Below are 19841 nucleotides of genomic sequence, written 5' to 3'. Positions count from 1 at the left end.
CCCTTATGTAATTAAATCTACGGACGAATTTTTCCGTAAGTAATCGGAGGCGCTACTGTTTCATTCCTCTTTTTAGGTCGGAAATTAAGTAACATATTCATCCATGGCATCATCAATTTGATGTTTTCAGAATAGGGCATCCCTATAATGATTTGAGCCTCGGAATTACTTAGAAACTGGCCGGCTAAGGCAATACGCTCTTCATCCAAATGGGCAAACGGTTCATCCAATAACATAAAGCTGAGTACGCCATCTGCTTTAATCGCAGCGAAGGTTAGAAGTAATGAAGCAATGACTTTTTGTCCACCGCTAAGTGCACTTTTATCCCGGTAACTTTTTGCCGGTTTCCCATTAAAGCCTAGACGATAATCAACCTTCCAACGCTCATCCTCCAAATAAACAGCTCTTAATGAGGCTTCGAAATTACCCCGCGCTGCCATTTCCTCGAGTGATTTCCGTACTTTTTGAAATACCTCATCAACCATAATTCGGTACTCGTTTTTAGCTTCAACACGCTTCTTTTCAAGTTTGTCCAAATCATCTTGAATTTTTTGAATCTCCTCTTGATGTTGATCCAGAAGCATGCGGTGTTTTTCATACGACTGCTCTAATTTGACTGTAGCTATTTCTTCTCCCGGTCGGACGGCTCCTCCTGATATATTATTCCGCAATATCTCGACAGCGGATTCCTTCATTTCTATACTCTTTCGGTATTGCTCCGGTTTCTCTAGTGTGGCCAATTTATCGGCAACAGCTAATGCCACTCGTTGTTCTTCGGTAAATTGACTCCGAATTTCATCGGCTTGGGCTTCGATGTTGATTTTCTGCGATTTCTTATCCCGAATGCTCACTTCAACGATAGATAATTCACCACGATAACCGTTCAATTTTTCAGTTAGTACGCCAGCTTGATTACTAAGTTGATTTTGAAGGGTGACAAGTTCTAATAGAGAATTCGTACATTCATCTCTCGATTTCGTCAGGGTATCCATCTCATGTTGAAGTTGCTGAAGGATCATGTAGGTGTGAGCGAGAGTATCTTTTTTACTAGGTAATAGAAGAATTTGCTCCTGGGTCTTAATTTCTTCTATTATTGCGTTCAGCTGTTCCAATAAGAGAACTTCTTGCTCTTCTGATTGAATTAGTAGGGATTTTTGTTCGAGTGCATGTTTCTTGTCTGCCTTAAGCTGGGCTTGAAAAGCAGACTGACCACAATAAAGACCTTTTGCACCAATAGAACGTCCGCCACGTTCAACAACATAATAGGGAGACGGTGAATTTAATAAAGCACTATTACCTTTACGAACCCAGGCCCATGCTTCTTCAAGATTATGGGCAATCATTACATTTTCAAATCGCTGTAAATAACCAGCTATTCGTTCGTCTTTAAGAAGGATTTTGTTCAGAACGGCTTGTTTTTTAAGCTGTAAATACGCAGGTTTATAGGGTGATACCCAGAAAGGATACTTAATTGCTTGTGCTTCTTTCATGACTTGGACCATGTCTTCAGGACTTACAACGATCGTAAATCGTTCCGTTCCTAACATAGCTTCTATAGCTTCTTGCCAAGACGGATCGGGGATGTCGATACAATCGGCAATTAATAAATGATCAATGGCTTTAGATTCCAGCCATTTTTTTAATTGTATAACGCCGGCAGGAAATTCACTTTTCTTTGATGTTTCCATGCGAGCAATTTTATGTTCAAGCTGATGTAGCTGATTCTTCAAATTTGTTGTTATGGTTAATTGGTCTTTATAGCTTTGATTCAATTGATGTTTTCCCTCAGATAGTTGAGCTATGTCTTGAACAGGAAGGGGATGATACGTCTCGATGAACGTGCTTAGTTCTGCAGCATTACGTTCATGATTGGATATTTCAACCGCTGTCGATGTTCGTTTTTCCGAAAGCTCTCTCATGGATCCATTTAATTCTATGATGTTTATCTTGGTTTTGGATAATTGCTGCGTATGATCGGCAAGCAATTGAGCATTTGTCTCTATTTTTGAAATTAATTCATGTTCTTTTTGTAAAAGATCTACTATTTCTTGGTTGAACTCCTCATATACATTCATTAAGTGTGCATATTCTGAAAGCGGAAGTTCCAATTGAAGAGCTTTTATCTCATGCTCGAGTTCGAGTATCCGCTTGCAGAGGCTGATGTTGTTTTCAATTTCCCTCAATGTAAGTTCTTGCTGTTGTTTCTGTAGATTAATATGAAAATACTGTTCTTTTAACGTTTTAATATCCGCTTTAATCTGGTTAAAGCGGTCCAATCTCTCTTGTTCTCCACAAATCTGCAAAATATAGTCAGCCAATTTTTCTTCATTGAGATCCATAATATCTTCCGTTTTACCTTGGTCTAAACTACAAGCATTGATGAGGGATCTGGTTAGACCGATCTCTTGCATTTGCCGAGCATATTGCTCCATATTCAACCAGCGGATGTAGGCCTTTAAATCAAGATCTAAATCAAAATAGCCATCAAAAACGCAGTATTCACGTTTGCATGGATCGCGTTTGATTCTACAAACAATAGAAACGGTGTCTTGCCTTTTACCAATAGCTTCAAATGGACGTTTTCCGTAAGTGGGATGAATGGTATTCACGAAACGTCCGACAATATAGATTTCATCGACATCATCCCGTTCAAAGAATGTTTGAAGAGATTGGTTATTATCGAATTTTCTTGACCCAATGAGTACTCGGATCATATTCAGGATGGTCGTTTTGCCGGCACCATTATTACCAATTAACCCAATGATTTGTGCGTCTAATGGGATTTCTTGACGCGGGAAGTAGGAAAAGCCTTCCATTTCCAGATTCAGAAAACGAATCGGCAAATACTTTTTATCCATAATTCTCTTCATATGTATCCCCACCTTCTTTCGTTATTTCCGTAAACGCAAGTGACGTTTCTTCTTTCAATGCATCAGTTTCATTGATAAGAAGATCAATGACATGCTTTCGGACCTGTTCATAAAGTTTTGAATTATCCACAGCTGTGGATAAGCGGGGGCCCGCGATCATAGAGGTTGTACCGCGAACCCCTAGTATAAAACCTTGTTGCTTCAGCACGGTTAAATTTTTCCTCAAGTTCTGCATGGAGCCAAGCTGTGATTTAAAATTTTCAAATAGTTGTTCTTCGGTTACATGGGGATCCTCATCCATTTGTTTTTTTAGCGAATGATCATATTTGGGCAAAATGAGATTGCACCAAAGAATCACAAGTAATGCCTTTCCAACAACCGACTGCCCCTCATTAGGTGGAAATGGACCCTCGGTAAAAGGCTCGAGGTGACGAATATCCTGAGATAAACGTGCATCAAAATGCTGGGAAATCGGATCATCGACAAACTCGTATCCAACCTCTCGAAGTCGATTCGTTACATCTGTACGAAAAGTATCATCAAACTCGAGTCGAGGAATTAGATGCTTAGGACATGCTTTGATGGTTAGCATCGCACAAACTTCTTCCGGGCTATAATCCATCCATTGGTTTAAGTTAAACATGTGTACCCATCCTTTCAATGAGAGCATCTGAAAGCTGATGAAAAAGGTGTTCTTGAAGGGTCAGACTATGCATTTTCGTATCTAACGTGTACCCTATAAATGGGGAATCTCTCCAAAGAAACTTCTGATTTTCCATTGCGCAGAGTGCAGCCAGATACATGAAACCTTCAACCTTTTCCGATAAAGGCTGAAGAAATTGTTCCAAAGTCAGGGACTCCTTGACTTTAAATTCCTCAATTAATGCGGTGGTCAATTTTTCGGAATAAGGAGATTCGATAAACATGTTCTCCAGCATTTCTTCCCCTCCACTTACTTTTCGGCTTATTCTTCTTCCACGGCTATGTTTTCTTTGCTGTAGAAATAATTGCAAGGATTCAATTAAATTGTTTTCGTCGAACCAAGAAGAGCCAGAGGGTGTAAAAACCCCTTTATCAATCCACGCGGTCATTTGATAGAAAGAAGAGCCTGACAATAAACGGTCAATATCACTTTTGGTGAATGGTGCAGAGCCCAGTACTTGATGATCAAGATAGTATTGTTTACGCTCATCATATAAACTCATGACTCGTTGATGGAAGGTGAGGAGTATTTCGATGCCGTGCTTATCTGCTTCTGTAAGTTCTAATCCCTTTGAAATCTTGTAATTCGTGATGTCCGACATGCGTTTAATTAATTCATCAATATTTCCGACAAATTCACTGATTTTGTGGATAAGTTTTCGTATTCGCTCATCATTTCTGGATACTAACGCATTGGCGAGTTCCGAAATGTGACGTCTTACCGAGTACAAGATTTGATCCCGCAACAGCTCCATGGACGATAAACTTAAGCCCATCAGATCAGCAACCTTTAAAATTTCGGTTACTGCAAGCTGGAAGGACATTTCATCCATTTCATCGCCCCGATAAAGAAATGGGAGGAAACGTAGAAACAACAAACCACTTTTGGATAGTGAATATTGGAGTGTACCTTCTTGTCGAACTAACCATGTTCCCTCAATAAGGCTATTCAGAATGGTATCAAGTTCTTTTGCAGTATATTGGGGGAACATCGCCTCAATATCTGCCCGAGAAACGTGACTTTGCTGTGTTTCTCGTGATAAACGAACCATGAGGGAGACCTTATGCCCGAACCATTGTTTGGAGCTCGTTAAATGGCTCAGTAGTTGATATAAGTAATCAAAGCCTTCCGCATAGCCCAGATCTGGGAGTTCCTGTTCTACAATGTCTTCTTCCACGATTCTATCACCTCTTCTATCAGTTATTTCCCGGATGAAAAAATTCAAACTTAAAAACCCTAAACTTTTTGGATTTCAACTTTTCAAAAAGTACAAGTTTAGCTTTCGATGAAATGGGAAAAAAAGGTGAATATATGAAAAATCAAGAGGTGAGGGGTTTGGAAGGTTTTGCCGAGGTAACTGTAAATGGAGTTCTGTTTAACGGAAAATATTACACATGTTCACTAGCGATCAAAGAGAAGTGGTTTGAACAAGCTGCGAAAACCAGCCACTGGACACTTTCAGCGTACATGAACGAGGAAGAACGTTTGATGATCCTGCTGCCTAGTCAGGAACAATATATACCTTGCCTGATGCTGACAAGACGGATTGTTATGCCGGAGATCGAAAGTTATCAAACAAAGATACAACAACTGAAGGAAGCACGGAAAGATAAGAAACGGTTAACGTCTAGAAACTAAGGAGGCTTGCGTTTGAAATACGTAGATCGTTTTCAAAGTTTCATTTCGAAGGGTCATTACCACAGGATGATAGAGAGTGAGAAGAAGCTTTCTTGTTTACGCGAAAACATCCGTGAATATCAAACAAGCACAGGAGAGAAACGCCTAGAGTGGACAGAACTAGGCGTTGTTGGCTTTTTTCAGGGCATCCGTGTTTTTGAGGATGATATCGAAGCGCTCAAAGACCACTTACTACAGCTTGGGGTACTTCCCGTTGTAACAAAAATAGATTTGGAATCGTTGCCAGTAGATCTTCAAGAAAGCATGAAATCATGGACGATTCCCAAACGCCCCACGATTCGTTTTTCACCAAATAAAACCGTGAGAATCGATCCTACGAGGTTACATGGTTATAGGGAATGGGTAGGGAATATGGACGTTAATGATCAAGTAAAGGCCTGGACGCATGAAAAAGATAAATATGAGGTTTTATCTAATGAATGGATGCATTTAAAAAGACTCCTAGTCATTGATATCAAGCCATTACAGAGATTCAAACTTTCGTGCGGATCCGTAGCATGTGTTCCTTCAAAACGGGAGGTTTTGGGTGTCGATGTATTTCAACATATAGGGACCGAAGCCCTTATGACATTTGGTCGGGTCGACATGAAGAAAGTAATGCTTTATACAGGTAGGGGGATCTTGAAAAAATCGGACGTGGATACATATCGAAAGGTTGTTGATGTGAATCTAAGATATACCTTAATGCAGACCCGTAAAGAAGAACTTCGAAATCAATACTATCACGAATATCTGATGAACCTTTAGTATAACCAGCAGAATATGAATGTATAGCGTGCAAATCTACTAAGTGCCAGGTTAGCACTAAAGTAATTCTGATGTAAAGTCATGAAAAAAACAATATATGGTATAATGGATGCAATATTCAGCAGGAGCGCACAACGAGATCTCAAGTTGTGCGCTTTTTTGTTACAAATAGGAATCAAAAATCCTATCCCCCACAATAATATTCAACTCGTTCAACCTACCTCTTCATGCAACCATACCTCATGCAGGCTGCCTTTCCATTTCTTAATCATAAAGGAGGTTAACTCAATTATGGCGAAACGAAAACGTAGCACTACACGAAGCGTCATTGCAAGACGAATAAAGGAAAAAAGAGGACAAGGGCAAGGAGCGACGTATAAACCTTGGCTGACGATTCACGATGTTCCATCCATAGGGGTTGTAAGTCGCATAAAGGGTTGGAAAACGGGAAGAATCCATCACTTGTTATCGGAGCATCTTGAAACAGCCTATTTTTATATGTGTGAGTGGTCCCCCCGTATTGTGGATATTCGGGAGCAATTTCCGCTTTTACCCCAAGAAAAGACGATGTTTATTGCGGATACTTTAAAAATTAGGTATCCCTGTGATCCGAAAACAAAAGAACCCATTGTGATAACCACGGATTTTATGCTTACGGTTCAAACCGAACACGGTTTGGAATATTGGGCACATACGGTCAAACCGCGAGATAATCTAACCCCTAGAACCATAGAGAAATTTGAAATTGAAAGACGTTTTTTTGCAGATGAAGGGGTTCAATGGAGACTCATTACAGATAAAGATATCTCATACAATCTAGTTAAAAATGTGTCCTGGGTTCACTCCGCACGAGGGTTGGAGGGGATGAGTCATTTGAATGAATCCATCATCGACTCCGTTGAGCCCGAATTGTTTAATTTGCTGCAGAGCAGGAGTATGTCTTGTTCCAAATACGCTGCAGAGTGTGATCTGAGATTTGGATTTCCTATAGGTACAAGTTTGTTTATTGTCCGCCATCTTATTGCAAATAAACGGTGGCTTGTAAATATGAATCGAATCATTCAACCAGCGATGGATCCGATTGATATCAAGCGGGCATAGTGGGAGGAGACAAATGGAGATACAAGTGAATGTCATCCTGCAAAGTGAGAGGGCTCAAGAACGAATTTTATATATCACCCCGGATAGACGGTTTTTGTATACCATATCTATCTTTGAAGATAGACCCATTCCGGTAAAGAGGGAGTTTACCGAAATTGAAAAGGCTCTAAGTAAAGGTTTATATACCATTGCTGAGGTGGATCCCTTCGCAAACCTTATGGATCCCCATTCGAAGTATGTAAAAGAACACAGTTCTAGCATTGAAGAAAGGTGGGAATTAATCAAAGACTTGGTGGATAACGAACCTGCTATCTATAACCGGACACACCGGGGGGAACTGATAAGGGAACGATCTCAACAAACAGGCAAAAGCAAGACCTTAATTTACCGGTATATACGATATTATTGGACCGGTGGAAAGATGAAAAACGCACTAGTAGCGCACTATTTTAATTGTGGCCGGCCAAATAAGAAGGGGGAGAAGAAGACTTTCACAAAAAAGGTCGGTAAGCGAAGTCTGCTCGCGCAAATGCATCCGGAATCTCCAGAATATCAAGGCGTTATCATCACAAAAGAAATGAGAAAGATCTTGGGAGCAGCCCTTGCCCAATGGTATAAAACAACGGATGCAAATAGTATGGAATTTGTTCACGAGCGTATGTGGCACACGTACTTTCTTGAAAAAGTTATGGTGAATGGAGAACTAAACGAGATTCCATTGCCCAGTCACAAAGTCCCTACGATTGATCAATTACGGTATTTTTACAGACAAACGGAAGACTACCGTAAGGTTGTAATGGCACGTGAGGGAGTTCGGAAATACCAATTAAAATTCAGACCTGTTCTTGGTAATGCTACACGAAGAGCGGTTGGACCAGGCAGTATTTTCGAGATTGATGCAACGATAGGAGACATCTATCTCGTCAGCCATGCTAATCGAACCAAGGTTATCGGAAGACCTGTTATCTATCTTGTTATAGACGTATTCAGCAGGATGATTGTTGGATTCTACGTGGGACTAGAAGGCCCATCTTGGCAGGGTGCCATGATGGCTATCGAGAATGCGACCACGAATAAGGTAGATTTTTGTGCGGAATACGATATCCACATTAACGATGAGCAGTGGCCATGTCAGTATATGCCTGAAGTCATTGTGGGGGATCGAGGTGAAATGGAAAGCAAAAAAGCAGATTCTCTTTCAGAAAGCCTTGGAGTCACAATCAAAAATGAACCACCGTATCGGGCGGATTGGAAAGGAATAGTAGAGTCTAATTTTAAAACGGTGAATACCACGATTAAACAATGGATTCCTGGAGCAGTGAAGCCTGACTTTAAGGAACGTGGCGGAAAAGACTATATTCTCGATGCTAAGCTGTCGTTACGGGGCTTTATTAAATTGATGATTGAACTGATCATGTATCACAATAATAGTAAAGCGATTAGGCATTATCCGCTTGAGACCAGCATGATTCCTGATTCCATTCTGCCAGTTCCGATTCACTTATGGAATTGGGGGATACAGAATCGGTCAGGCCATCTTAAGGCATTTCCCAGAGACATTATTCGATTAAATTTGCTTCCTTGTAAAGAGGTAACAGCTACAAGGCTAGGTATAGCCTTTGAGGGAATTCATTACAAATGTGACGAGTTGACGGAGGTCGGGTGGTTTGTAAAGGGTGATTCCCGTTCAGTCACGATAGCGTATGACAGAAGATGCATGAATTCGATTTATGTGAAATCTCCAGATGGTCTCCATTATTTCACCTGCCGTTTACAGGAGAAATCGGATCGATTCAAGGACCTGAGTCTGGAGGAGATAAAGATGATACAACAGGAGGAGAAACTTGCGCTCGTTTATCATAAAGACACTCAAAATCACGCCAAATTTAAGATGAATGAAAGATTTGAGCAAATCAAGCAGGAGGAAATCTCGTTAACGGAACAAGCACGAAGTGAAGCAAGTATCAGCAATGCAGAGTTTAAATCGAATATTCAAGAAAATAGGGCGACAGACCGAAAGAAGATACAAACCAAGGAAGCTTATCGTTTAGGTGTTTCTGATGAAGTGCCAAAAATAAATATAAACGACGAATTAATAGAGGACGAAATGTTTACAGAGGTACGAGGCTTAACTCTAATCGAGAAATTGAAGAGGCGAAAAAATGAAAATGATAACGAATAATAGCTCCATACTAAACAATGAGAAAGGTATGGGAATGTTCCTCACAAGATATAAAAATTAACGCATCAAAGTCAGGAAGTTTTTGATCACCCGCATTTGTATCTAGCTGTAGAGCTTGAGACAAACATAACTAATGGACTATAGATTTCTCTTAATCCAGTAAAACCGAATGAAATTATTCTCATGGAATAAAAGTAAAGAGAGGAGGGGTTAAATGGTTAAAACCATTGAGCAGTACACACGCAATCCGATTTTGAAAGGTGTTGTTATAGAGGCTCAGTATCATTCCGATCAGGTAATCAAGGGTTACATTGGAAATCCCATGATCGAATCACTTCCTAGAATTTTGGACGAAGATGAATTACTGGATGCGATACCCCACTATCCTGATTACGATCACTCACAGCGGGATCTCAGTAGAAGGCTCAGGCTGCATTGTGTGCAACAGCTAAGTGATTATGTGGAAATTCTCCCTATCCATTTGTCCATAGAACAGCGATTTTCACGGATGATTCGGCATGGCTATGTAGCACGTAATCCTCTGCAAAGGGAGTATGCAAGACAATTTCATGTCGGATTCGATAAGATTCTGAAAGCAGGAGTGAATGAGAAAGGCGAGAACGCAGCAGGCATACGATCAACTGCAGCTGGATTTAATATCATTGGTGTTAGCGGCCAAGGGAAGTCAACGGCGGTGGATCTTAATTTGCTCCTGTATCCTCAAGTAATTCAGCATACGGCTTATCATAATCAACCACTCGTTTTGGATCAGTTGGTGTGGCTTAAATTAAACTGTCCCTATGATGGCTCGATCAAAGGACTTTGTATCAACTTTTTTCAAGCCGTTGATGCGGTACTGGGTACCTCTTATTTCAAAAAAATTGTTACGAATGGCTCGACCACGGACACATTAATCCCACAAATGGCCCACATCGCTTCCCTTCATTGCTTGGGGACGTTAGTGATTGATGAGATTCAGAACTTAAGTCTAGCAAAGAGCGGCGGTTCTGAGAAAATGCTGAATTTCTTTACGCAACTTATCAATACGATAGGTGTTCCGGTGGTTCTCGTTGGTACCTACAAAGCACTTCGGTTGTTCGGCGGATCATTTAGTCAGGCAAGAAGGGGATGCGGACAAGGAGATATGATTATTGACCGCATGTCGGATAGTGAAGACTGGGATTATTTCATATCCAGTTTGTGGAGATACCAATGGACGGCCACCCCAACAAAATTAACGGAACCGATGAAAAAAACAATTTATGAGTTAACCCAAGGCATTATTGATATAGCGGTAAAACTCTATATGCTTGCCCAGTGGGATGCTATCGCTCTTGGAGAAACGGAGGGGGGAAAGGAACGCATTACAGTTGCCAGGCTTAAGAAAGTTGTTTCCGAACACCTTCAATTGGTTCAGCCGATGATCAAGGCATTAAAAACTCAAAATAAATCAGCCTTATATGATATAGATGATTTGTATCCGAAATGGAATGACTTCTCTCACTATCTCGCTCAATCAGAAGAAAAGGTAAGTATTCACGGTAATCTTCGAGAGAAAGAAATGCCGACAGAAAAAATAGACCACGACCGTAAAACATACATGGAACTGGTCAAACTGGCTGTAAGTTTAGGTACCACAATTGAACAAGCAGAGGAAATTGCTCTGCATTATATAAAAAATCATGAGCCGCACGCAGATGTTACTGCTTTACGGATGGAGGTGGCTAAGCATATCTTAAGCGGCTTTGACGAAGCTGACCCGAACGATATTCGAAACCATGTACCCAAAAAGGGAAAGACAACGCCAGAAGAGTTATACAAATCCTTGACCGAGGCTGGATATACCGGATCTCAAGATGTGTTGTTCCCAGATGAAGATGTCTCGTAATCGAGAGTGCAAAAGTTTAGTTTCTATGAAAAGGGGAAAACTAGAAGTATAAACCAAGATAGGACGTGGTTATACTGACTGGTTTCTTCCCTTCCTTATTTCCAGATGAATTACTGTATAGCGCCCTAGCGAGATACCATTTATATGCGGGGAATCATAGCAGCAAAGCGACTATGACTGAGTTATATAATGGTTCTGTCTTCTGTGCTGCTACAGGTTTGCCAGCACACATAGATCAAATTAGCCATCTTATGAGGCATAATATGAGCCCTTCAGAGATCATCCAGTCTCACACCCTGTTACCGTATTTTGCTGCTTTTCTTCCCGAAGACCGAACTCATTTCGTAAAATCAGCCATGACGGGGGAACTAGGCAGAGCCGTGAATGCTCGGTTAGGTTTACTAGCTTCGACGGTGAAAAATCCTCCTTTTCTTAGAGTGTGCCCTCAATGCATCATAGAGGATGAGATAACGTACGGGCTTCCATATTGGCATCGGTCACATCAATTACCAGGCGTTCTTGTTTGTTATAAACATGAATGCATATTAGAAGACTCAGTGATTCCTTACACTTTAAGACGAAACAGGCACGAATATGTAAGTCTGAAACGTGATCTCATTCGTAAAAAAATGGCTGCGCCTCATTCGTGTAACGTTCAAAAAAAACATTTGATTTTCCTTGCAAAACAATCACATGCGCTACTTAATATGCCGTATGACGACGAATACCTGAACAATATCCCCATGTATAGGGCAAAGTTATCGAAGCGCGGCTTCATCACCCCGAATGGAAATATACGTTTTCAAAATCTTCGTTCAAACCTATATCAAACACTGGGAAAGGACCTACTCCACATGTGTCACTCCGAAATCAATAAACATTCGGAGGATACCTGGTTGCATAAATTACTGCGCGGCCATGATTATATCCATAGCCTGCGGCATTTGCTAGTGATGCAATTTCTTGCTGAAACTATAGATTCGATCTGCGAAATGCAGAAGGAGACCTATCATCCCTTTGGTACAGGTCCATGGCCGTGCTTGAATAAAGTGGCAGATCATTTTAAAGAAAACACTATTCCGAGTTGTATAGTCACGAGATGTTCGGATACAGGGCGACCTGTGGGTACGTTCAAGTGTAATTGCGGTTTTGTGTACTCCAGAAGAGGGCCGGACACAAGTGAGTGCGATCGAGTGAAAATCGGTAGAATCAAGCAGTTCGGCATCGTTTGGGAACAAAAATTTGACGAACTCCGAGTTAACTCAAATCTTTCACTTAGGCAGAAAGCCGAGTGTTTAGGGGTTCATCGCTCTACCCTTTATTTAAAAATGAAGGAGCAGCCTAGATCCATGGATAAGTATGAATCATTTGGTGAAAATGTAAGAACAATCGACCTAGATCTGCTTTCCGAAGACTTGTCGAACCAAACAAATGCCACTTGTTATAGCACGGCTAAAGAGGACATACTTCAAATTCGAGTCGATTGGGAGAAAAGGGATCGAGAGCTTCTACCGATTATTTCTCAGGCAGTTAGAGAAATTAGATCAACCTCGGGTAAACCGATTCGAGTCACCATCTCAGAAATTGGAAGAAGGATTGGGAAGCTTTCATTATTAGAAAAGAAGCTCGTAGCTTTACCCAGATGTAAAGCTTTGATCGACAGGGAAGTAGAGACTATCCATCAGTTCCAAATCAGACGAATTGAAGTGGCTGCGCAAAAATTATTTGAAGAAGAACAAAGCGTAGTCAAATGGAAATTAATCCGAAATGCGGGTTTGCGTAAAGACGCTGCTGTCCAGTTAGACAACGTAATTAATAGTGTGATCAGTTACTACAATGGAGTTGAAGGCAGAACCGATTGAAAAACGAGCAGAGTAGGTGATACTTTTGAGCCGAATTCAAATGTTTCCATCTCCTTACCCAGATGAGGAATTAAGAAGTTTAATTTACCGATATGTTCTCCGTAAAGGGTGCTCCTATATAGAAGGGATTCAGGAATTAATGGGAATAAATTCTAGAAGGGTGCCCTTCCTGCCTCATAATTTGGAGGTGCTTCAGAGAAAAGTGCCATCTTTATTCCCCGATAGTGATACACTTCTCCTCCAACATACATTTTACCCCTTTTTCGCTGCCTTTTTGTCTGACGTCAATCGTGACGAATTACGGTCAAGGATGATCGTTTATCGACAAGGTGAAAAATATGCAACTGTTTTAATTCCTCCTATTATTTCGAAAGATGTTCGCTACTGTACTCAATGTATTACAGAAGATGAGGAGCGTTTTGGGGAAGTATACATTCATCGTTCTCATCAAATTGGTAGTATAGACGTATGTCATAAGCATCGATGTGTTTTAATTAGTCAGTGTCCGGAGTGTGAAGTGTCATTGGGGCAGCTATATGGCACAATATTTCTAGGATCTACCCACTGCCCGAATGGGCACGAACTAAGTGGCACAATAGACACGTTACACCAAGATGAAATTATGCAGTTAAAACTTCGGATTTCTAAAGATGTCTATCAAATACTAAATGGTGAAATTAAGATTGGTGACCTGTTTTACATTTACAACTTGTTAGCAAGAGAAATGGGTTATCAGCATCCAGATGGTAGGTACATGAATCAAAAATTCCATGAAAAATTCCTCCAAAGATATTCACCTCGAACACTAGAAGAACTAGGGTTAATACCAGACTTACTAGAAAAACGAAGTGCACTACAAATTTTCAGCGAAAAGAATGCCATCCGAAATCCAATTGTTCATATGTTGGTGTTGGACTGGTTAATTGGAGGTTATGGACAACTCCATAAGTATGAAAGTGCACATAAAAAAACGCCCATTCCATTTGGTAACGGGCCTTGGCCATGTATAAATAAGGTTTGTGCGAAGTATGCCCAATATGTGATTACCTCCAATAAGCAGCATTATTGTTATTCTACTAAAAGAATCAGGGGCAGATTTCTATGTAAACACTGTAAAATGGAATATCGGTCCAGCTGCGTAGACGGACAATTAGAATTTGATTTCGCTACTGTAAAGGTGGTTGAATATGGGCCGTTATGGCACGAACAACTTGTCATTGAATATAATAAAGGGAAGAGCATGAATAACATAGCTGCCTCCCTAGGAGCTAATCGAAGCACCATAAAAAAATACCTGCTTCTTTATATGGGGAAGAAAGTTAACCAAGAACATCCTCTCACTAAAGGAAGTTTGAATTGGATTCATAAGCTCTATCTCACCTATGATCAGACGCAGAGTATCAATGAAACCAGTATATTACTCCATACAAGCAAGAGCGTCGTGACCCGCTATATAAATGAAAGAGAGAAGTATGAGAAAGAAATCCTTCCAGCTATGAAAGAAGCTGCTGTGACGTCCGAAGTAGAGGTAGAACCAAGGGCGAAGCTGATGGAATTATTAGAACGATTCCCAGGGCTCAGCAGATCCGATCTACGGAAAATCATGGGGAGTAAAATCCTATCTAAACTTATGAAGGAAGAGGGTAACGGGTTAGAGAACATTTTGCCTCTGACAGATCACCCATTTAAAAGCCCTCTTTGGGAAGAAGAAGATACAAAATTAATGTTAGTGATTAAAGAAGTTTGTCAGCAATTATATAAGAACCCTCCTAACAAGCAAATAAAACGGTATACGATTCTGAACTTATTATCTACTAAAGATAAGGCTCGAATCATACGTTACAGTGAGAAGTTACCGCGATCTACTAATATGTTAGATCAGTATTTGGAATCAACCGAACATTATCAGCTCAGAATGATTCCTCATACGGTTGCTTTGCACAAGAAGCATTATGGAAATACTACGTTGCCTATGATACTTAGTTCATGCAGATATAAAAATTGCTCTCAACAGGTACAACTCTCTATTCAGGAATATTTACGAAGTAAGGAGTTGTAGTAGAGAAAGGAGGTAATCCTATGGCTAAAATCATCAAAAATGCAGTCCGATGTTTATCCTGTAATGATGTGATTGAATCTTGTCACAGATATGATGTACAAACATGCCGTTGTCGTAACATTTCTGTAGACGGTGGCCGCGATTATCTGAAACGGGGATACCCGCCTGGAAAACCAGAAGAATGGTATGTAGAATTATCTGAATGGGGTTAGAAAAAATGAAAATCCAGTCTAAAGTCGAATGGCTGCATGATGCAGGATTCATAGTCAAATGCGGCATAACTTCCATGCAGTTCCTAATCGAAAAAATTTCTTTTGAGACAAGAGCCGAAGTTTTAACAACTATAACGTGGAGCTTGGGATTATTGAACCCGGTTTCACTTTGAATCGAAGCGAGAAGAAGTGTGTTTCACCTGTCGAAACTGTTTTTGAAGGGTTCGGGCAAGGTACTTTAAAATGGATGAATTACAATATGGGCTATTATCTTTAAACAAAGGAGAATACGAATGATATTTGAAATCACAGCTGAAATGAAAAAGAAGATAAAGAATTGGGATTCTTGTGAGTCACTAGATGTAACAGGTGGGAAGTTTTCTTATATTTTTACACCAACAAGTCTAGGAGTTGTTGTTCAAGTTCATTGCGATATCTGTAATAGAAAATTAGATCTTACAGAAGACTGGTTGAATTAATTTGCTTATTTGATGATTGCTGTGCATCTTTAAAGTAGGATAAAGATTTTATAAAATGTGCTATTTTACACAACCTTCTATTTCTCTCTATATGTACTCAAGTGTATGACTTGATTTTCTGATATTAATCACTATTACAAATAATTACTTTTGTTAGACTAGACCTCCATGGAACGATGATTTTTTTACTAATGCCTTGTTTTAATTATTGCTTCATAACGTAGTTGAATAATCTCCCACTTCTAGCTGGTACCCGAAGTGGGAGGATTTGGATTCTAATAGGAGCTTAAGCTATTGGTGGTAGCCGATACACTTTTGATGACTTATGAGCCAGCTAGGGTCGCTTTGTAGGTTTCTGAGAACTTACATAATAATAGGAAGCTTACAATGCAATCAGAACAGGCGATATAATATGCACTGTATTAAAACCTGGAATAGAAAGCGTAAAAGTACTTTCATCTTGGAACATTAACTCTAACCGAGTTCGATCATTTGCTTCACGAAAAGGAAACTAATATTATTATTGGCCTTACCGCTTAATTATTTCATCAGAATCTGAAGTTTTTCGTTGACTTTGTGATAGTTCTTCGTAAATATCTTCAGCAATTAATAAGTGAGTGTCTATTAGCATGTTTGATTTTGATAAAGAAACACTAAATATGCGCATGCAAAACACAGTGAATATAATTGCTAAAAATATTATCGTAACAGAATCTAGAGCTGCCTTACTAAAAGTCAGCAGGATATCTACTTCTTTAAAAGTGGCAATGAACAGAGTGGCTATTATAGCCATGAGAGGTACGATAGTAGAAACCATTTTTAGTATATCTTCGAAAGGGCTATCTGAGGATAGTTTCTTTTTTTGAATTTTCAACTCTAGAAGTGCTCTCTTAAAAATATGGTCCGACTCGCTGAGGAGATGAGAATAAGCTTTAATAAGTTTCATCGTCTCTTCTTCATGTATAAGATATTGGGTATGGAATATTTTTACAATTGGTTTTTCGATCTGATTTTTCAATTTTATATATTTTTTCCTTTCAACATAGATGCTTATAATTATTAGCACCAGAAATAGACATATTGCGACTAAAAGTACTATATTTATCACCCTCCCATATTATTTATTATCGGTGGTATTAACGCTTCTTTTTAGACTGGAAATTCGATAGCGGCAAAGCTAATTTGAATATTCGGTGGTTAGGCTTGGGACCGGGAAGTTGAGAGTAACCAACTGTTTTATTAAAAAAATTGGACACTTATAGGCCAATAAATAAACTATTAGCTTCAGCAGCAGATACGGATACAAAATTAGACCCATCCAAGCAAACTAAAAAACAATACTGAGTCTTGCTCTTAAAGCCATCCAAGGGGAGTTAGTGGAAGAGGAATTACATAAGATTGTTTGAAAGCATTTAGTTCAATGTACGGAAAGGTGAGATGGTGGATAACAATTTTGCTTTTCTATAATGTGTAATGGCATGGCAGTCAATCCCTAGTACTTGTTACCTGGACAGCTAGTACAATAGGCAGTAGACTGAGAAGTGAGTTGCGTGAATTGGGGCATGAACCTTATGTTAAATGCATAGCAGATTGATCACAAGGAAGGATGGGGATGTTGTTTAAAATCCTAGTTGTAACTCAATCAAAAGACGTAACAGTTGACTATCTTATTTCTACATACAGCGATTACATTTATTGGTTTAGAATAAATGTTGACCAACTTGATGACTATCAAATTCAGGTTACCAATGAAGGGGTCATACTTGCAAAAGGCAACATTTGGAGTATATCCAGTTCCTGTATTGATGCCGTTTATTATCGTAAAATTTCACTCCCTGATCTTTCATCTTATGAGAGTCATTATATTCCAATGATGCAAAGAGATATTATGAATTTTATTGAAGGTATTGTTGAGACATTTGATAAGCCGTGTATAACAAAACCCTCCATTCTGCGTAAGGCAGAAAACAAAATTGTACAACTTAACATTGCTTCTTCATTGGGGTTTCAAATCCCTCAAAGCTTAATTACAAACGATGAGGTATCTGCTTATCAATTTTGTCAAGAGAAAACATCCATTGTAAAACCTTTATCAACTGGTCGAGTTAAAGTACCTGGAGGATGGGAAATAATCCAGACTAATGTGGTGAATAGAGAACATGCTGTGAGCGGGCTTTCTCATGCACCTTCTTATTTCCAGACTTACGTAGAGAAGTCGGAAGGTGAGTATCGCGTTACAATTGTTGGAAGAACGGTATATGCTGTTCGAATTGACTCCAGCAATACAATCGATTGGAGAAGAAAGAACGCAGAGAACTTTTATCAAACAGTAGAGATACCAATTCATATAATAGAATTGTGCTACAGACTTATGGATGAATTAAAAATAACATTTGGTGCCTTTGATTTTATAAAAATGGGAGATGAATATTATTTTCTTGAAGTAAACCCAAACGGCCAATGGCTATGGTTAGAGGAAAAGGTTGGTATCCCCATCTCTCAATCTATTATCAATCAATTAATAAAGGACGTGCACTTAACTTGAAGATTAGCTTTTTAAAATTCTATAAATTAATGAATTTTATGGCCTGGGTCTTCCCCTTCTTTGTTATCTCAGATGATGACAATTTTGGGACGTTAGAAGAAGAGTCAAGAGAACTCCGATTTTCATTTTTAACCATAAAGTTTGGTGACGTCATTTATTATTTTCTCTCAATAGGCTTCTGGTATGGAGATCATAATGAGAAAGCCAAATTTCCAAAAGGATTTCGGTTTATGTATTCACTTCGAGTTTCGCAATATAAGCGAGAATATAATACTGAAAAAATTAATGATTTAAAGACCAAACATATTGCTTTTCTTCGAACTAAGGACTCAGAAGAACTTAGTGTATATAAAGAAACTTTGTTATACAAATTGGATCAAATTAAAGAGAAGAGCACAAAGACCACCAATAAATTTCTTGCCTACTTAGCAATCATTGCATTTCTAATTCCACTTTATATTCCTGGTGCTCTTCGAATTGGCGAAGTTTTTGATAAGCCTATGTGGTTAGTTATTGCATATATCTACCTGGCTGGTTACTTAGCTTATAACCTCATTAATTTTGTTAAATTGTTTTTTAGGTTCGTTCAAGTGAAGCCGTATGCTCAATTTAAGTATTCAATGATAAAGAATTCAAGCAAACCAAACATTGACCTGCTTACAGCACTATACATTGAATATCAACTGCGCGACAATGAAAGTGTTGAGGAAGTATCCTTCATTAAAAACATAGACGGGTATATGAAAAGTATCTTATTGATAAGCAGTTTTTTACTTGTTTTTGACATTATCTTTGGCTCAGTACAAGCCGAAGAGAAAATAAAACCGCCGGTAAGCCCAATAAGTAAAGTCTTTCATTTAGATTTATCCCAGTCCTCAAAAATGCTTTTCACCGATCAATTTGATGTTATAAAAAAATTTGGAGAAGATCTGGTTTTAAATAAAGTAACAAGGATAACACTTATCAGAACTGGTGATGCGGAATCAGATAATTATAACCGGATTGTTCAAATAATTACTTCATATAACATAAATAAGGCAGAAATTATACAAATACAGGATAAACCCAATGACATGTCCGCCTCAGGACATTTACAAATTATAGTAGAAAGGAGGTGAAGGATATGAAGAAACCTTACATAGCAAATTATGTAATTAGGTCTAGTTCAAGTTCAGAGCGTATTATTACAGAAACGATTGAGCAATCAGAACCTGATGAAATTCTCTTATGTCAAAACGATGATTACAGAAAACAAACTGCAACAATTGAGCAAACAGAACCTGATGAATATATTTTATTTTCTGATGAGTGGAGAAAGGAAACTCGCTCTATTGAAAATTCTGAACCTGATGAAATGATTTTCTGGTGAGTGAAAAGAGGGTAACCTAAAAAACAAACTTACAGTTGTATGAAGAGAAATACAACCTCTAAAGTATCACAAATTGTTCGTTGGAAGATCCGCCTGAGTCATAGAAGTTAAAGTTATGAGGCTGCG

The 19841-nt window shown here is 39.1% G+C and carries 16 protein-coding genes; 12 read left to right on the top strand and 4 right to left on the bottom strand.

Annotation, left to right across the window (positions count from 1 at the left end; translation table 11 throughout):
* Positions 1 to 17: 17 nt before the first annotated feature.
* From MKX98_RS30115 to MKX98_RS30105, 3 genes are read right to left on the bottom strand one after another with little or no spacing between them, the layout of a single operon-like run.
* Positions 18 to 2870 (bottom strand): AAA family ATPase, encoded by a 2853-nt coding sequence (locus tag MKX98_RS30115; protein WP_063477435.1) that lies wholly within the window; start codon positions 2868 to 2870, stop codon positions 18 to 20.
* Positions 2851 to 3513, bottom strand: a complete 663-nt coding sequence (locus MKX98_RS30110) for a hypothetical protein (protein ID WP_063477434.1) — start codon at positions 3511 to 3513, stop codon at positions 2851 to 2853. Before MKX98_RS30110 ends, MKX98_RS30115 begins: the two co-directional genes overlap by 20 nt.
* Complete coding sequence (locus tag MKX98_RS30105; protein ID WP_063477433.1) at positions 3506 to 4750, bottom strand: hypothetical protein; 1245 nt, start codon at positions 4748 to 4750, stop codon at positions 3506 to 3508. The genes MKX98_RS30110 and MKX98_RS30105 overlap by 8 nt, the downstream gene beginning before the upstream one ends.
* 134 nt (positions 4751 to 4884) lie before the next feature.
* Between MKX98_RS30105 and MKX98_RS30100 the strand changes: the two genes are divergently transcribed.
* The 9 genes from MKX98_RS30100 (at position 4885) to MKX98_RS30060 (ending at position 15801) form a co-directional block, all read left to right on the top strand.
* Entirely contained in the window at positions 4885 to 5211 is a 327-nt protein-coding gene (locus tag MKX98_RS30100; RefSeq protein WP_063477432.1) for a hypothetical protein, read from the top strand.
* Between the two features lie 12 nt (positions 5212 to 5223).
* Positions 5224 to 6018, top strand: coding sequence for a hypothetical protein (locus MKX98_RS30095; RefSeq protein ID WP_063477431.1), 795 nt, complete (start codon positions 5224 to 5226; stop codon positions 6016 to 6018).
* 291 nt (positions 6019 to 6309) lie between these two features.
* Positions 6310 to 7119 carry a heteromeric transposase endonuclease subunit TnsA gene (locus tag MKX98_RS30090; protein WP_063477430.1) on the top strand — a complete coding sequence of 270 codons (810 nt, stop codon included), beginning with the start codon at positions 6310 to 6312 and terminating at the stop codon, positions 7117 to 7119.
* Between the two features lie 13 nt (positions 7120 to 7132).
* Entirely contained in the window at positions 7133 to 9301 is a 2169-nt protein-coding gene (locus MKX98_RS30085; RefSeq protein ID WP_339220073.1) for a Mu transposase C-terminal domain-containing protein, read from the top strand.
* Positions 9302 to 9515: 214 nt separating this feature from the next.
* The gene (locus MKX98_RS30080; RefSeq protein WP_071220930.1) at positions 9516 to 11189 is read left to right on the top strand and encodes an ATP-binding protein; all 1674 of its coding nucleotides are present in this window, start codon (positions 9516 to 9518) and stop codon (positions 11187 to 11189) included.
* A gap of 173 nt (positions 11190 to 11362) precedes the next feature.
* On the top strand, positions 11363 to 13051 hold the full coding sequence (locus MKX98_RS30075) for a TnsD family Tn7-like transposition protein (RefSeq protein ID WP_306085057.1): 1689 nt from the start codon (positions 11363 to 11365) through the stop codon (positions 13049 to 13051).
* A gap of 25 nt (positions 13052 to 13076) precedes the next feature.
* The gene (locus MKX98_RS30070; protein ID WP_339220072.1) at positions 13077 to 15110 is read left to right on the top strand and encodes a TnsD family Tn7-like transposition protein; all 2034 of its coding nucleotides are present in this window, start codon (positions 13077 to 13079) and stop codon (positions 15108 to 15110) included.
* Between the two features lie 20 nt (positions 15111 to 15130).
* Complete coding sequence (locus tag MKX98_RS30065; RefSeq protein WP_074961871.1) at positions 15131 to 15322, top strand: hypothetical protein; 192 nt, start codon at positions 15131 to 15133, stop codon at positions 15320 to 15322.
* A gap of 293 nt (positions 15323 to 15615) precedes the next feature.
* Entirely contained in the window at positions 15616 to 15801 is a 186-nt protein-coding gene (locus tag MKX98_RS30060; protein WP_063477424.1) for a hypothetical protein, read from the top strand.
* 529 nt (positions 15802 to 16330) lie between these two features.
* On the opposite strand, the gene MKX98_RS30055 is transcribed toward MKX98_RS30060, so the two are convergent.
* Entirely contained in the window at positions 16331 to 16747 is a 417-nt protein-coding gene (locus tag MKX98_RS30055; RefSeq protein WP_143767934.1) for a hypothetical protein, read from the bottom strand.
* 666 nt (positions 16748 to 17413) lie between these two features.
* Between MKX98_RS30055 and MKX98_RS30050 the strand changes: the two genes are divergently transcribed.
* From MKX98_RS30050 to MKX98_RS30040, 3 genes are read left to right on the top strand one after another with little or no spacing between them, the layout of a single operon-like run.
* The gene (locus MKX98_RS30050; protein ID WP_082834224.1) at positions 17414 to 18346 is read left to right on the top strand and encodes a hypothetical protein; all 933 of its coding nucleotides are present in this window, start codon (positions 17414 to 17416) and stop codon (positions 18344 to 18346) included.
* Positions 18262 to 19464, top strand: coding sequence for a hypothetical protein (locus tag MKX98_RS30045; protein WP_197477052.1), 1203 nt, complete (start codon positions 18262 to 18264; stop codon positions 19462 to 19464). Before MKX98_RS30050 ends, MKX98_RS30045 begins: the two co-directional genes overlap by 85 nt.
* Before the next feature lie 5 nt (positions 19465 to 19469).
* Positions 19470 to 19715 (top strand): hypothetical protein, encoded by a 246-nt coding sequence (locus tag MKX98_RS30040; RefSeq protein WP_063477421.1) that lies wholly within the window; start codon positions 19470 to 19472, stop codon positions 19713 to 19715.
* Positions 19716 to 19841: the final 126 nt, after the last annotated feature.

This window comes from Paenibacillus sp. FSL W7-1332, assembly GCF_037969785.1.
Taxonomy (GTDB): domain Bacteria; phylum Bacillota; class Bacilli; order Paenibacillales; family Paenibacillaceae; genus Paenibacillus_AQ.
The sequence above is the reverse complement of the archived record's forward strand: the minus strand, read 5'-3'. Positions and strand labels throughout refer to the sequence as shown.